The organism is Echinicola soli, from assembly GCF_006575665.1.
In the GTDB taxonomy this organism is placed as follows: domain Bacteria; phylum Bacteroidota; class Bacteroidia; order Cytophagales; family Cyclobacteriaceae; genus Echinicola; species Echinicola soli.
Genome location: NZ_CP041253.1, coordinates 864,396 through 879,777, shown reverse-complemented (window position 1 = coordinate 879,777; position 15,382 = coordinate 864,396). Strand labels below are relative to the sequence as shown.

The following is a 15,382-nucleotide window of genomic DNA, read 5'->3' as shown; positions in this document are numbered from 1 at the left end:
AAATCGAATACTTTAATCGACCATAAAGGATGCTCATACATTAGGGATAACAGGTGTGTTATGCAAACATACAAAAACTAAGGAACTCAAAATAGGTTTCTTGTATAATCTAATTCTGTATATGATATATTACATTTTGTTTAATTCCTAAAGCAATAATTTGATGAGTTGAAACTCACATGCCCAATGCGCTTTTACGACCACCAGCCCTTTCGGAAATTGTGTCAATACTTCTCTTAACCGTGTGTTCACGTACCGATTTTTCAAAACATGACTTATCAAAAAAACGGCTCAAAAATAGTTTGAGCCGTGTCGTTGGTTTAGTAATTCTAAAAGATTATTCGAGCAATACTTTTAAGTATTGCACTTTGTTTTCCCACCTTACCTCTAGGATTACCAGTCCCTTGCCAAAGAATTGCAGCACCTGAGCGACCCTGGGATTCAGTTGATCCAGCGATTCGACTGTAGTTCCTGCAGACTTATTCAATGCATTAATGACCCTAAGGCTAATTTTCCCACCCTGATAAGTGCTGTCATCTAATAACTCCAGTTTCAGTTCATGGCCCTTGACCGGATTTGGAAATGCCCGCCAAACACCTGTGGTGTAAATGACTTTTGGAACAGTCACCTGGCGGAGTGAGCTATAGGAAAAGCTATTGTCCAAGTTGACCTGCTTTAGGCGGTAGTAAAACTGACCGCCAGACAAGGGGATTTCCTCATCGGTAAATTGATATTGGGTCAGTTCATCTGTCCAGCCCACGGCGGCAATCTCTCCAATCTTTTGAAAATCCGATGAGCCATTTTTTGATCGTTCGATCTCATAGTGGCTGTTTTCCCATTCCTTGCTGACACTCCATTGTAGTTTTACCTTCCGCTCACCGGTGACTTTCTTGGCATCAAAATCCTGCCAAACCACTGGGAGTATCCCCATGATCCTCAAGCCAAAATTGGCATCTCTTACCGAGGTGTTGTTTAGGATCAATTCACCCAGTACCCCAGATGGCTCATATAGATTTTGGTCCTGTTCTGTTCCCAGCTGGGCGCCGGTATTCTCCCAATCCTCGGGCAGGATAGGTCCTGGACTTTGCTCGCCCGGGATGACCGTCACCGTGGAGAGGATTGCGTTATAAGTGCCATCCGGCACACGATCGACGCAGTACTTTCCGTCTGCCGCCACGGGCACGGTGGCCACCACTTCATTGTTCTCATCCACGATCAGCACATAAAGCCCTTCCGCTGCAGTCGGCTGACCATGGATGAGGCCATCTTCCACGCCATCGTCATCGTCATAGACATTGCCCTGAAAGGTCAGGTAGCGGTACTCATCGTCTTCATTGACCTCTGCATAGTACGATGCTGCCCAGGTGTTGATGGTGTTGGTTTCACTAAAGCCATTATTCCCGTCAGCGTGCCAGATATGACTGTCGCCCGCTTCACCGGTCACATTGACTGGAAGGGAAACAGCGCTGGTTTTCCACCAATCATCCAGTTCTTCAAATCCAGATTCCCCGTCCCTTGGAATCAATGAATCATCCCAATAAATAGTATTATCCTCCGGGTCACCAGGCCGGACATTGGTGATGGTAATTCCTAAACTTTGCTCCATATCATAGACGGGGAAGTGGACAGGGGAAAATATTACCGCGGCAAAAACACCTATGGGGGACCCACTTGTGACGACATTGTCATTGGCATCTTTTCCGTCCCAATAAATGGTGTATTCTCCACTGGCATCGTATTTTTCACTCATGATCAGGTCAGTTCCTGCATCATACGTGCCGTTTCCATTCAGGTCGATCAATACATCCACAATCCCAGGCAGGCTGATATCAATATCCACCCATGCATGCCCACCATTGCCTGTGGGATCTCTTTCTTCATAAGTGATGTCCAAGTTAGCGGTTGGTTCTACTGTCGTAGGCCAAAACTCCAGGTCGGGGTCGTTAAGAAAGAGGGGATACTGGTAATTGGAAGAGACACCCTCAATGGATTTACGATTTTCCACGTGACTACCGGTGTTATTTCGTGGGCCATCCTGATTGGCAAAGAAGTTTACAAAGCCACCATTGGAATTGGGGAACTGGGCGTGCTTCACGAAATAGGTATCGCCTGTGCCACCAAACGTGTCATCCACCGGAACGTAAAAGCCAAAATCGTAATGGAATGCACGGTCATTTACCTCACCGGCTTCCCTTGGCAACCCGTTCAGGATACTCCAATACTTGCAATACAACCTTCCCGGCTGTACTTCTCCTGCATCATTGGCTACGGTGACATCCCAAAAACTAATGGGGAGCCCGTCCCTAATGGGATCCCCGTTAGTTCGGGAAATCTCCACCCAAAAGGCCCGTGCTTCTTCTGTAGTATTGGTAAATGAATACGCTTCATAACCAGTAGCTCCTACCAAATCCGACGGTCCATTGGCTGCTGCTTGGGCATTTGCTGGTCTTCCTCTTCTTCCTCCATTGGAATGGGCATCATAATACTCGTTATCCACTTCGATACCGTACCTTTTGTCAGGAAAAAAGCCAGTATCGGTATCATCGTAAAACCACTTCACTCTAATGTCTGAGTAGTTATTGTAATAGTTCCATCCTAAAAAATCAAATTCCTCTTCATTTCTAAAGCCCCAATATACCTTCTCTCCCGGCTTTACATAGACAAACATCCTGTGGGCGGCGTTATAGTTATTGGTCTTGGAGGGCATCATCATGTATCCGCGGCTTCCATATCCACCGTTGTCGTTGCTGCTATTTGCGGGAATCCATAGCCAGCTCCTTCGGTCGGGAGCCGTGCCCCAATCACCAGATCCTTCGGCAAAGGAATTATGATCCACCTGCACGGCCAGTAATATCACCGTTATTACGTGAAAGAGGAGTTGCAATTTAAATTTTCGAGTAGCGTGTTTCTTCATGCACCTTTGATTTTTAAATAAAACAGGTACTTATTACCACTGCTTGATCATGGTATTCAGCGGCTTTCGTTGATAGGTTGGTACCATAAAGCGAAGCCCCTGTGATTGCTTGTGATAGCGTATGAATTTGGTGTTGTTAGTTACTGTTGGGAGTAACCAATAATCTTATTAGTACTATGTGTTGTGATGAACGTTTTCATTACATAGATAGAATAAAAACCACATAATTAAAAATAATACAAAATAATATTTTAAAAAGCATATTTTTGATATAAAACAACAGAAAACGAAATCCATAATACAACAAAAAAGCCTCAAACCCAGAGGTTTGAGGCTTTTGACTTTTGAAGCACTTGATTTTATCCGTTCATGCTGATCAAGAATTCGGCATTGTCGCGTGTGCCTCTCATTCGTTGGAGCAAGAATTCCATGGCTTCCTGGGAGGTCATGTCAGACATAAGTTTTCTCAAAATCCAAACGCGCTGCATCTCTTCTTTTTCCATCAAGAGGTCTTCCCTTCGTGTACCAGATCCCGGTACATCGATCGCAGGGTAAATTCTCCTGTTGGAGAGTTTTCTGTCCAGGCTCAGTTCCATATTGCCCGTACCTTTAAATTCTTCAAAGATCACCTCGTCCATTTTAGAGCCGGTTTCTACCAGTGCAGTGGCAATGATGGTCAGTGAGCCACCGTTTTCCACGTTTCTGGCCGCACCAAAAAATCTCTTAGGCTTGTGAAGTGCATTGGCGTCCACACCACCGGATAGGATCTTTCCTGAAGATGGTACCACGGTATTGTAGGCCCTGGCCAGCCTGGTAATGGAATCCAATAGGATTACCACATCATGACCGCATTCCACCATTCTTTTGGCTTTTTCCAGTACCATGGAAGATACTTTCACGTGACGCTCAGCTTGCTCGTCAAAGGTGGAAGAAATCACTTCTGCTTTTACTGACCTTGCCATGTCCGTGACTTCTTCTGGACGCTCGTCGATCAGAAGGATCATCAGGTGGCACTCTGGATGGTTTTCTGCAATCGCATTGGCAATCTTTTGCAGTAGGACGGTCTTGCCTGTTTTTGGCTGCGCTACGATCATGCCCCGCTGTCCTTTTCCGATAGGAGCAAACAAGTCTACAATTCGGGTAGAGAAATTGTCCGCTCGCGTGGTCAGGTTTAGCCTTTCTTCGGGGAATAATGGGGTAAGGTATTCAAATGGTATCCTGTCACGGATTTCCTCGGTGGTCTTACCGTTTACAGAAGACACTTTCAGCAGAGCGAAATACTTTTCGCCTTCTTTAGGAGGCCTGATTTGTCCTTTGATATTATCACCGGTCTTCAGTCCAAAAAGCTTGATCTGGGACGGCGACACATAAATGTCATCCGGTGAAGCCAGGTAGTTATAATCGAGAGAGCGCAAGAAGCCATATCCGTCGGACATGATTTCCAAGACCCCTTCGTTTTCTATTATTCCATCAAATTCCTTTACCAAAGAAGCATATTTCTTTCTGCTGCTGCCAATGGAAGGTTGGCTGGGCTGCTCATCAGATACCTCTTTGAAATTTTTTCTTTTTGGAAGATCGACCTCTGGTTCCTGTGGCCTTTCTGTTGCCACACGCTGGGCTTCTTCATCTATCACTGCTTTCCTTCTGGGTCTGAAGCTTCTTGGTCGATTTTCATCAGAAGAAGGTTTGTCCTGTTTTGTTTCTGCTTTGCTGTCAGACTTTCCTACGGGCTTGCTTTCAGGTTTGCTTTCCGGCTTGTTTTCAGATTTAGGCGCTTCACTCCGCTTAGGCTTTCTTTCTTTAGGAGTGTCCTTGGCACTATCCTTTGGTTTTTTGGCCGGCTTGTCTTCCGCTTTTGGCGAATCTTCTTTTTTGGATTCCGTTACATTCTCCCGCTTAAACTTAGGCTTGGTTTCCTTATTGTCTTCGGCGGATGGTTTATGCTCAGGTTTCTTTTCAGGAGTATCCGGTACCGGTTTCTCCACTTCTGCTTTGGCCGGCTTTTTCTTGGGAAGGGCTTTCTCGGGGGTGATTGCTTGCTGATCTAAGATCGCATAGATGAGATCGTCCTTCTTTAGGGATTTAAAATTTTTCACCCCCAGTTCTTCTGCTATCTCCTTCAATTCGGATAGCAATCTAATTTTTAGTTCTTCAATATTATACATAAAAAACGTATAAGAGGTACTTGATGTGATTAATAGAAATGAGTACTGTGACTATTTAATTGATTGGTATAAAAAGGTGTCTTATGAAATAAGATGAATCCACAGGGCGTGGATTATGAACTTTTTGACTTCACAATATTACAGTAAGCAATTTTAATACGCAAACTTTTTCTTTGAGGATGTGTATTTATCAGAAAATTAGCGAGTTTATGCTTTCCAAATATACAAGAAAAAGATTAGTATCCAGTTAAAATGGACTGATTTTACCTGTTTCTCTTTCTTTACACCAAAAACGGAAAAAAGATTCCGTTTATTATCAAATCCCTTGAAACTTTCTGTACACAGGTAACAATTGAAGGCTCTTGTCAGGTTTATCTCGGAGAATGCCCTGTCAATAAAAGGATATGGATACCTGGGAATGCATCGGAAAAGGCTGTTTCCATCTGTGTGTTTTCCGAAATTTCATCGACGAAGATCCATGCCATCCATGAGAGCCCCTGCTACTGGCATCTCATTTCGATTTTTTACCATTCCGCTCCTGAGCTCTGTTTGAAATCACTATCTTTGCATTTCTAAAATAAAGCTTATACGACATGCTACAGGTAAATTTTATCCGTGAAAATTTTGACCAGGCAGTGGAAGGATTGCAGAAACGCTTCTTTGCCGAGCCAAAGGAAAGACTGCAAAAAGTCCTGGATTTAGACAAAGAAAGAAAAGAAACCCAGCTGCAAAGGGACCAGCTGCAGGCTGAATCCAATTCCATTTCCAAGCAAATTGGTCTATTGATGCGGGAGGGCAAAAAGGACGAGGCCGAAACGATCAAAAAGCGTACTGCCGAAATCAAAAGCCAGATAAAATCCCTGGAAGAAAAATACGGTGAAATAGAGGAGGCCTTGAAGCAATTGCTCTATACCATTCCCAATGTGCCACATGCTAGCGTAAAGGCTGGAAAATCAGCTGATGACAATGAAGTGGTATTGGAGCATGGTGAGGCACCAACACTTTACGAGGGCAAGCAAGCCCATTGGGACCTGATCAAAAAACACGACATCATTGACTTTGAGCTGGGCAATAAAATCACTGGAGCGGGATTTCCCATTTATAAAGGCAAAGGCGCCCGACTACAGCGAGCTTTGGTGAACTTTTTCTTGGATGAAGCTACCAAACATGGCTACAATGAAGTGCAGCCGCCTATCCTTATCAATGAAGAAAGCGGTTATGGCACCGGTCAGCTTCCGGACAAGGAAGGTCAAATGTACCACATTACCCATGACGACCTTTTTCTGATCCCTACCGCAGAAGTGCCGATAACTAATATGTACCGGGATGTGATGCTAAAGGCCAGTAATCTGCCGATCAAAAACACGGCTTTCACGCCTTGCTTTCGAAGAGAAGCGGGTAGTTGGGGCGCACATGTAAGAGGGCTAAACAGGCTTCACCAGTTTGACAAAGTAGAGCTGGTCCAAATCACCCATCCCGACAAGTCTTATGAGACACTGGAGGACATGAGCACTTATGTTCAGGAATTGCTGAAAAAGCTGGGCTTGCAATACCGTGTACTCCGGCTTTGTGGAGGGGATACAGGCTTCACTTCTGCCCTGACCTACGATATGGAGGTGTACTCTGCCGCCCAGGAAATGTGGTTGGAAGTAAGTTCTGTGAGTAACTTTGAGACATATCAGGCCAACCGGCTAAAGCTGCGCTTTAAGGATGATGACAAGAAGACCACACTCGCTCATACACTGAATGGAAGCGCATTGGCTTTGCCAAGGATCGTCGCGGCCATTCTTGAAAATAACCAGACCGAAAAAGGCATCAAAATGCCAGAAGTACTGGTTCCTTATTTGGGTTTTGAGTGGATTGATTAGGCTTGAAAAGAAAAGAGGCTGTCTTATAATTAAAATTACGTCTCCGATAGCCATCGGGGCCGGTGATCACAATTACTCAGTGACGGAAAAGTGATCTCAATGTATTCTCATTGCAGGTATCAGGAGATTGCTTCTCTTCGCTACGATTGCAATAGCCTGTCCCGAAACTATAGGGGCAGGCTATTGCGAACGCAGCTGAAGCAATCTTTCCTTTGAAGACGAGATTGTCGCGTAGCAGGCTCGCTATGAGGATTTATAAGACAGCCTTCATTTATTGAAAACAACTTCTTGGCCCACTTATGCTATCAGAGCAGTGCATTGATCTCATTTCTAATAGTTTCACCACTGCTTGGCCTAGGGGCTTTTACATTGGCTATATTTCCGTTTTTATCAATCAGGATATACCGGGGGATGGCATTGATCATGTAATCATGGCAAAGGTCAGACTGCCAAGCACCATCTACATAGAGGTGGATGCCTTTGAAATCGGGATCTTCTTTGAGGTACTTTTCCCAAGCTTCTTTATCACTGTCTATGGAAGCATACATAAATACGACATCTTTCTGATCTTTATACTCTTCCTTAAGCTTTTTGGCTGCAGGAAACTCCCCGCGGCAAGGCCCACACCAAGTCGCCCAAGTATCCAGATAGATCACTTTCCCTTCAAAATCGGATAATTTTACCTTGCTGCCATCAGGTGCAGAACCTTCCACTTCTATAGCAGGTTTCCCTTTGGCTAGCTTTTCCCACTTTTTGTTCACCGCTTCCAAGTATTCCTTAAAAGGGGAGTCAGGGTACTTTTCCAGATATGTATCGTACGCTAAGGCGGCTGCTTCATCACCATAATAGCTGATTGCATCTAGGGCCAGCTTGGCTAGCAGATAATCTTTTAGTGCTTCATCTTCATCTTCTAGGATATAATCCCTGCGCATTTCGATGTATTCAGTCATTCCCCAATTCTCATCGGGATGTGCTTCCGAGTATTCGTTCATCACTTTGTTAAACGCAGTCTGATGGAGGTTATCCATTACCCTTCGGTATTCGGGGATTAACAACCCTTCGTTTGCCAAGGTTATAGCCATGGTTTTATAGGCCTTAACAGAATCCGGTAGTAAGATTTCTTCCGCTGACTGCATCAAGCGCTGGCGTCCCCTTGGATAATAGCTCGTATATAAGGCTCTCCTTGCTGTGAGCAACGCTTTTTCGTTTGTGATAAACGTATTGTTCAAAGAGTCCGCTTCATTGATTTCGTTCATTCCCGCCTGATAAGCAGAATCCAGTTTCCTTACGAAATTTGACTCGTCTTCTTCTACAAATACCCCTAGGCTCTGCGTGGAAAGGGCCGCAAAGTCCCTGTAAAATATAGCTTCGCCGGCACCTTCACCCGAATATGCCAGTTGCTTGGGTTTCTTAGGATCTCCTTTGACCGCCATGTTTACACCATCGTACAAATAGAGTGTTGTGAATCCTTGGTCATTGACTTCCAGTCCATAAAATCCTGGCTGGATAGAGTCCATTGTGACCTGAAATGTCCCCGTGGAATCTGCAGCAATGCTGGATATTGGGCTCAGTAAATCTCCTCCCAGTTGGGCCGATAAGTCGTATATATTCAACACTGAAGCATCATCAATGTTTTCCAGATCAAGGGTCAATTGTACAGCAGGATTCTTTTCTGCCTTTCCACAGGCCAACAACGCCAGCAGTGGCAACAAAAACAATTTACTTTTCATAAAATACTTGGGTTTGATGTAAAAATACATGTTTATTAATTGGCTAAAAAAACCATTTCTAAAAATAGCAATAATTCCCTATTAATGAGCCCTATTATCAGAAAATCGCTCGTAGCCATTAAGGCTGAAAGCCCAGCTCAGTTCTTCCATCTAGTCAAACAATATGTACGGGAATACCTTTACCTGGTAGCAGCGTCCCGCTTTTCAGGCAAACCAAATAATATTCCGATAATTTTACAACATTTTTCCCGATACTAACTTAGTATGACGGAATGATATTGTATCCATAATCTACTCAGGTTTAACCGTTAAGATTTTTAGCTGGCCTTACAGGCCGCGATCAGTCTCATCATCACCTATTGGCCCAATGCGTTTCATTGGGCTGGATTAAGCACCCCTTTTCAGGGGAGTGATGCAAAAACAATTTCGCTGATCCTTATCGGTAAGTTGATATATTCCAAAAACCGCAGAAAGGGTTAATATGCACAACCAATGCTGAATTGCCCAACCCTTGGGGATCGGACAGTCAGGCCTGTTATTCATAAAACCATTAATTTTGCTCATCCTTGGTAAATGTGTTTGCCCTAGACTTTTGGATGTCTTCTACGATTATGCTTTTCACTTTTGCTATATTTGCGGCAGCATGTGGAAAGAAATCATCGTACTGATCAAAAAAGAGGTCACGCTGGAATGGCGCCAAAAATATGCACTTAACGGCATCTTGCTTTATGTGGTCAGTGCTGTTTTTATCACTTATCTGAGTGTGGGGGCCAAGCAAGGCAATATTTCCGTTCCTACGTGGAATGCGCTTTACTGGATCATCATCCTCTTTTCATCTGTTAATGCCGTCGCCAAAAGTTTCGTTCAGGAGCACCAAGGTCGACAGCTCTATTATTATATGATCGCTTCGCCAGAAGGAATCATTATCTCCAAAATCATCTATAATACCCTGTTGACGGCTGTTTTGGCGATCTTGGGATATTTGGTTTTTAGCGTTATTCTGGGCAATCCCGTGCAGGACCAGGGGCTGTTTGTGTTGAACTTGCTATTGGGGGCGATTGGTTTTTCGGCTTGCTTGACCATGGTGTCGGGCATCGCTTCCAAGGCCAGCAATAACGCCACTCTTATGGCAATCCTGAGCTTCCCCATTATCATTCCTATCTTACTCATGGCCATTCGCATTTCCAAAAACGCCATCGATGGATTGGATAGGGGCGTTAGTGCAGACAAATTACTGACCCTCCTCGCCATAAACGCCATCATTGGAACTACCGCATACATCCTTTTTCCTTATCTGTGGAGGAGTTGAGGGTTGAATGTTGGTGATGTAGGAATGTTTAATGTTGTAAAGTTTGCTGTCCACCGACGATGTTTAGCCCAGCATCTGACCGGCTACTGGTTACCGGTTACTGCTTACCGATCACCGAGAGAGGGTTCTTCCCCTTTTAGGGGACTGAGGGGTGCGGGGAGGCTCATGTAGGAATGTTTAATGTTGTAAAGTTTGCTGTCCACCGACGATGGCTAGCCCAGCATCTGACCGGCCACAGGTTACCGGTTACTGTTTACCGATCACCGAGGGCGGGTTCTTCCCCTTTTAGGGGACTGAGGGGTTCGGGGAGGGTCATGTAGGAATGTTTAATGTTGTAAAGTTTGCTGTCCACCGACGATGGCTAGCCCAGCATCTGACCGGCCACAGGTTACCGGTTACTGTTTACCGATCACCGAGGGCGGGTTCTTCCCCTTTTAGGGGATTGAGGGGTTCGGGGAGGGTCATGTAGGAATGTTTAATGTTGTAAAGTTTGCTGTCCACCGACGATGGCTAGCCCAGCATCTGACCTGCTACTGGTTACCGGTTACTGTTTACCGATCACCGAGGGCGGGTTCTTCCCCTTTTAGGGGACTGAGGGGTGCGGGGAGGGTTATGTAGGAATGTTTAATGTTGTAAACTTGCTGTCCACCGACGATGGCTAGCCCAGCATCTGACCTGCTACTGGTTACCGGTTACTGCTTACCGATCACCGAGGGCGGGTTCTTCCCCTTTTAGGGGACTGAGGGGTTCGGGGAGGGTCATGTAGGAATGTTTAATGTTGTAAATTTGCTGTCCACCGACGATGGCTAGCCCAGCATCTGACCGGCCACAGGTTACCGGTTACTGCTTACCGATCACCGAGGGCGGGTTCTTCCCCTTTTAGGGGACTGAGGGGTTCGGGGAGGGTCATGTAGGAATGTTTAATGTTGTAAAGTTTGCTGTCCACCGACGATGGCTAGCCCAGCATCTGACCTGCTACTGGTTACCGGTTACTGCTTACCGATCACCGAGAGAGGGTTCTTCCCCTTTTAGGGGATTGAGGGGTGCGGGGAGGGAGAAAGTTTGCCCTTTAGGAGTCCTGAACAGTCGCCGCTGGTCAACTTTTTGGTGAAAAGGTCGAAAATGAAGAAGTTATCCCTTACTTTTGCACCACAATAGCAAAGTAATTACCATGCGAGCAAATTGGTGGAAAGTATTGGCGGTCATTCTATTAGCATACACGATCATCGCCGGCCTTCTCTTCGAAGCACCTAGATTACCCATTCTCAACGAAACCATTCGAGCCCTGCACTTCCATGTGACCATGTGGTTTGGTATGATCATTATGCTGGTCGTGGCGGTCATTTATAGCGTGAAATACTTAAGGTCGGGAAATCTACAAGATGATGACATTGCCATTGAATTTACCAATGCTGCCATCCTATTCGGCGTGTTGGGGATTGTGACGGGGATGCTGTGGGCCAAGTTTACCTGGGGAGATTATTGGAGTGGGGATCCCAAGCAGAATGCAGCGGCGATTGGTTTGCTCATTTACTTTGCCTACCTCATCCTGAGAAACTCACTGGTGGATGTCCATCAGCGTGCCAGGATCGGTGCTGTTTATAATATTTTTGCTTTTGCCGCATTTATTCCGTTGATTTTTGTTTTGCCGCGGCTTACAGACAGCCTTCACCCAGGAAATGGTGGCAATCCAGGCTTTAATGCTTATGACCTTGACAGTAACCTCCGAATGGTCTTTTATCCGGCCATTATCGCTTGGACTTTACTGGGGGTGTGGCTGGCAAGCCTGCGCATCAGGGCCAAACGACTGGAAAGAATATTAGAAGACAAACTTATTAATCAATAGCAAATGCAAAAGTGGCTAGTGGTTTTTCTGTTGTTTATCAGCCTTCAGGTGATGGCGCAGGAAAAAAAAGAAATCAATACTGAAGATTACGAAAACTATAGTGTAGACATGGCCGACGAAATGCGGTCCAATGGAAAGATCTACGTGTTAGTAGGGGTAATTGGAATTGTAATGGGTGGGATTTTGGTCTACCTTGTAGGTACAGACAAAAAACTGTCCCGACTTGAAAAAGAATTTAGAAACTGAGCAAACCTACGATTGCGATTTGCGTAAGGTTTCTAAGTACATCCATCAGCAGAATATCATCGGCTGATAAACGTAAACAACTCATGAAAAAAGGACATATCATCGGTCTTGGGATTATCGCAGTGGCGATCGTCATCATTATTTCTTCCATAGGTGACGCCAGCTCTTACGAAAGCTTCTCCACCGCAAAGGACATGGCCAGCAATGGTGACGAAGACCCTATCCATGTGGTCGGTCATTTGAAAAAAGACAGTCGAGGCACGGTAACTGGACTGGAAGTCAGCCAGGACAAAACCTCCTTTACCTTCACCATGGTCGATAATGACGGTACCGAGCAGCAAGTGTATTATAACGAGCCAGTCCCTGCTGATTTTACCAGATCAGAACAAGTGGTAGTCATCGGTGCTTATAAGACCGATCAGATGTTTGTAGCTGACAAGATCCTGATGAAATGCCCCTCAAAATACCAGGACAATGAATTTAGAGATGTTACCGCTTCCAAAAAATAAATGACCTGTCCCATTGCTCAACCTGATTTCTGTAAAAAATTATGATTAATACCTTTATTGGTAACCTGGGCCATTTCATGGTGATCTTGGCTTTTGTTAGTGCGATCATCACCGCTTGGTCTTATTATCAATACACGATAGTTCCCGAAACGGAAAAAGCCTCTTGGAGAAAATTCAGCAGGGTTTTCTTTTATATCCATGCGGTATCCGCCGTGTCCATCGGCGTGATCCTTTTTAACATTATTTACAATCACCGTTTCGAATATTTCTACGCTTATTCCCACTCTTCCGAAGCACTTCCTGTACACTACATGATTTCCAGTTTCTGGGAAGGTCAGGAAGGAAGTTTTATCCTTTGGATATTTTGGGATGTCCTGTTGGGCCTGTTTCTGATCCATACCAATAAGTCCTGGGAAGGGCCTGTTATGGTTGTGTTTTCACTGGTGCAGGCATTCCTGGTGTCCATGATCCTAGGGGTGGTGATTGGTGATTTGAAGATTGGTAGTTCCCCTTTCATATTATTGAGGGATGTAGCCAATGCGCCCATTTTCCAAATGAATCCTGACTTCGTGCCGGAAGATGGTACAGGTCTTAACCCGCTATTGCAGAACATATGGATGGTGATCCATCCGCCGACACTCTTCTTGGGTTATGCTTCTACACTTGTGCCGTTTGCTTACCTGATGGCAGGATTGTGGACTGGACGCTATAAGGAATGGATCAGGCCAGCACTTCCATGGACCATATTTTCTGCTTTGATTCTGGGCATGGGCATCATCATGGGCGCATATTGGGCCTATGTTACGCTGAACTTTGGAGGCTATTGGAACTGGGATCCGGTGGAAAATGCTTCTTATGTACCTTGGCTGATCATTGTGGCTTCCATCCATACCATGATCACCTTTAAGAAAAGCAGTACTGCCCTGAAGACCTCCATTGTGTTGGTGATTACTCAGTTTATATTAGTACTCTATGCCACATTCTTGGTTAGAAGTGGGGTGCTGGGGGATACTTCGGTACACTCCTTTACGGATTTAGGCCTTTCAGGCCAATTGCTGATTTATCTTTTCTTTTTCCTGTTTGTGGCGATCTTCTTTTCTGCCAGGGCGTGGAAGGATATTCCAAGTTCCGAGCGGGAAGCCTCGGTTTACTCTCGGGAGTTTTGGATCTTTATCGGTGCCACGACCTTGGGATTGATGGCTTTTCAGGTTATCCTGCCGACTTCTATTCCGGTCTATAATGCCATCATCGAGGCCTTTGGAGGAATCTCCAACATGGCACCGCCGGCAGATCAAGTCGGATTTTATACCAAATTCCAACTTTGGTTTGGCGTAGTGGTTGCCTTGCTCACAGCAGTGGGGCAGTTCTTCTGGTGGAAAAAAATGGACAAGGCAGCCCTTAAAAGTGCCTTGGTGACTCCATATATTATTTCATTGCTCTTGGCGGCTCTTATCATCAGCTTGGCCCAAGTATGGAACATCACCTACATGATCATCGTCATGGCAGGTACATTCACGGTGGTGGCCAATGCCACTATACTCATCAAAATTCTCCGAAAATCCACCTTTAAACTGGCTGGTGGATCGCTGGCTCACATTGGAATTGGCTTGATGCTCATTGGAGTGATGTTTTCTTCAGGCTATTCAGATACAGTCAGCATTAACATGTCCGGACTCACCTACAAGCGGGATTGGGAGGATGAGCTGAACAAAGAAAATGTCCTGCTCTGGATCAACCAGCCACTACAGATGAAAGATTATGAAGTGGTTTATCGTGGAAGGAACAAGAAACTGGAAGGCGTGCCCGGCTATGTCAGTGTAGGCAAGCTCGAAATGACAGGCCAACAAAACAAAGCCATTGCCCTGGAGGATATCGTGGTGGATGGAGAAACCTATCACAAGAAAGGTGATGAAGTGGATATTGTACTGGAGGAAAACAGTTATTTCGAAATCGAATATTATCAAGATCAGCAGCTGCAATTTACCCTATTTCCCATGTCACAGCCCAATCCGACGATGGGGCTGATCTCCTCACCCGACTCTAAGCATTACCTGAACAAGGACCTCTATACACACATCTCCGCGATCAACAATTATGAAGACCCTGAATGGGGTGAGGACAAGGAGTACAAAGCCACTCCGGGAGAGCAGTTTCACCTTGGTGATTATGTGACTACTTTTGAAGGAGGAGAAGTCGTGGAAAGTGTAGAAGGAGTGGAACTCAAAGAGGGTGATGTCGCCGTAAAAGCAAACTTGGTCATTCAGGATCATGACAAACAAATCCGTCTCGAGCCCATTTTCCTCATCCGGGGAAATCAGGTAGGAAGAATACCTGTGACCAACCATGATTTAGGCATCAAAGTCCAAGTGGACAATATCAGCCCCGAAAGCAACCAGTTCATCTTTACCGTGAATAGCTATCAGAAGGATTATGTGGTGATGAAAGCATTGGTAAAGCCGTATATCAATGTGCTTTGGGTGGGCACAATCATCCTGCTGATGGGATTTGCAGTGGCAATTTACAGGCGCTATGATGAATTTATAAAGATGCGTGATAAAGGTCTCGAGTAAATAAAATGCTGCCCGCTTCCTAATTCAGGAGCGGGCTTTTTTATGATTTGTGTTAAACCCGAATAGGCATGGGCCTATCTATGCCACAGCCTGTCCCGGACTATTTCGGGAGCGCACAGGTTATTACGACCTGAAACTGCTTCAAAATCAGCTGCTACGCTGCTGTTTTCGATTATGCCATGGCGATGCCTCAATCTCCAAATAGCCTGCTTTTCTTGCAGTTTC

At 45.2% G+C, this 15,382-nt stretch carries 9 protein-coding genes; 6 read left to right on the top strand and 3 right to left on the bottom strand.

From position 1 onward, the window contains the following. Window positions 1–337: 337 nt before the first annotated feature. Both FKX85_RS03660 and rho read right to left on the bottom strand, forming a co-directional pair. Window positions 338–2,914, bottom strand: a complete 2,577-nt coding sequence (locus FKX85_RS03660; protein ID WP_141613443.1) for a fibronectin type III domain-containing protein — start codon at window positions 2,912–2,914, stop codon at window positions 338–340. A 359-nt stretch (window positions 2,915–3,273) separates the two neighbouring features. After that, complete coding sequence (gene rho, locus FKX85_RS03655) at window positions 3,274–5,079, bottom strand: transcription termination factor Rho (protein WP_141613442.1); 1,806 nt, start codon at window positions 5,077–5,079, stop codon at window positions 3,274–3,276. Window positions 5,080–5,672: 593 nt separating this feature from the next. On the opposite strand from rho, the gene serS reads away from it, so the two are divergent. Then, window positions 5,673–6,947 (top strand): serine--tRNA ligase, encoded by a 1,275-nt coding sequence (gene serS / locus FKX85_RS03650; protein ID WP_141613441.1) that lies wholly within the window; start codon window positions 5,673–5,675, stop codon window positions 6,945–6,947. Between the two features lie 305 nt (window positions 6,948–7,252). On the opposite strand, the gene FKX85_RS03645 is transcribed toward serS, so the two are convergent. Continuing rightward, a complete protein-coding gene (locus FKX85_RS03645) occupies window positions 7,253–8,677 on the bottom strand; it encodes a TlpA family protein disulfide reductase (protein WP_168196208.1) in 1,425 nt (474 codons plus the stop codon). A 643-nt stretch (window positions 8,678–9,320) separates the two neighbouring features. On the opposite strand from FKX85_RS03645, the gene FKX85_RS03640 reads away from it, so the two are divergent. From FKX85_RS03640 to ccsA, 5 genes are all read left to right on the top strand, one after another. Further along, window positions 9,321–9,986, top strand: coding sequence for a heme exporter protein CcmB (locus FKX85_RS03640; RefSeq protein ID WP_141613439.1), 666 nt, complete (start codon window positions 9,321–9,323; stop codon window positions 9,984–9,986). A gap of 1,144 nt (window positions 9,987–11,130) precedes the next feature. Continuing rightward, window positions 11,131–11,832 (top strand): cytochrome c biogenesis protein, encoded by a 702-nt coding sequence (locus FKX85_RS03635; protein WP_262711619.1) that lies wholly within the window; start codon window positions 11,131–11,133, stop codon window positions 11,830–11,832. Between the two features lie 3 nt (window positions 11,833–11,835). Further along, window positions 11,836–12,078 (top strand): CcmD family protein, encoded by a 243-nt coding sequence (locus FKX85_RS03630; RefSeq protein ID WP_210416903.1) that lies wholly within the window; start codon window positions 11,836–11,838, stop codon window positions 12,076–12,078. Between the two features lie 83 nt (window positions 12,079–12,161). Continuing rightward, window positions 12,162–12,587: a cytochrome c maturation protein CcmE domain-containing protein gene (locus FKX85_RS03625; protein ID WP_141613437.1), complete on the top strand. Its 426-nt coding sequence runs from the start codon at window positions 12,162–12,164 to the stop codon at window positions 12,585–12,587. 41 nt (window positions 12,588–12,628) lie between these two features. Beyond that, entirely contained in the window at window positions 12,629–15,157 is a 2,529-nt protein-coding gene (gene ccsA, locus FKX85_RS03620; protein ID WP_141613436.1) for a cytochrome c biogenesis protein CcsA, read from the top strand. Window positions 15,158–15,382: the final 225 nt, after the last annotated feature.

Coding starts and splice junctions, on each gene's coding strand:
- FKX85_RS03660 (WP_141613443.1), bottom strand. CDS start 2,914: ATGAAGAAACACGCTACTCGAAAATTTAAATTGCAACTCCTCTTTCAC.
- rho (WP_141613442.1), bottom strand. CDS start 5,079: ATGTATAATATTGAAGAACTAAAAATTAGATTGCTATCCGAATTGAAG.
- serS (WP_141613441.1), top strand. CDS start 5,673: ATGCTACAGGTAAATTTTATCCGTGAAAATTTTGACCAGGCAGTGGAA.
- FKX85_RS03645 (WP_168196208.1), bottom strand. CDS start 8,677: ATGAAAAGTAAATTGTTTTTGTTGCCACTGCTGGCGTTGTTGGCCTGT.
- FKX85_RS03640 (WP_141613439.1), top strand. CDS start 9,321: ATGTGGAAAGAAATCATCGTACTGATCAAAAAAGAGGTCACGCTGGAA.
- FKX85_RS03630 (WP_210416903.1), top strand. CDS start 11,836: ATGCAAAAGTGGCTAGTGGTTTTTCTGTTGTTTATCAGCCTTCAGGTG.
- FKX85_RS03625 (WP_141613437.1), top strand. CDS start 12,162: ATGAAAAAAGGACATATCATCGGTCTTGGGATTATCGCAGTGGCGATC.
- ccsA (WP_141613436.1), top strand. CDS start 12,629: ATGATTAATACCTTTATTGGTAACCTGGGCCATTTCATGGTGATCTTG.